Source organism: Pseudomonas sp. FSL R10-1339, assembly GCF_009600545.1.
Taxonomy (GTDB): Bacteria; Pseudomonadota; Gammaproteobacteria; order Pseudomonadales; family Pseudomonadaceae; genus Aquipseudomonas; species Aquipseudomonas bubulae.
In genome coordinates, this window is sequence record NZ_WIVQ01000317.1 from 1 (window position 1) to 279 (window position 279).

Annotated in this window: 1 pseudogene; it reads left to right on the top strand. The window is 40.5% G+C overall.

Going from position 1 to position 279, the window contains the following annotated elements:
* Nucleotides 1–80: 80 nt before the first annotated feature.
* Nucleotides 81–279: pseudogene (locus GHO03_RS25435) on the top strand (hypothetical protein); the annotation flags it as partial.

Consider the following 279-nt stretch of genomic DNA (forward strand, 5'->3'; position numbering starts at 1 on the left):
GAATAAGACCTCCTTAACGAACGAATAGACAGAGACTCTAAAAAGACTGATTTACAAACTTATAAACGAAGAATAATAGAATGAGAATTACGTTTTTAATGCTACTAGCGGCTTGTCTCGCCATGCCTATTTATGGTCAGACAACCCACACCAATCCAAATAAGGGGGCGAAGGAAAGAAAAATGACAACAATCTATGACTTCAGCCTTACCGATGCCCAAGGCAACGAGGTAAGTCTCTCTGAATACAAGGGCAAGGTATTGCTTGTTGTCAATACCG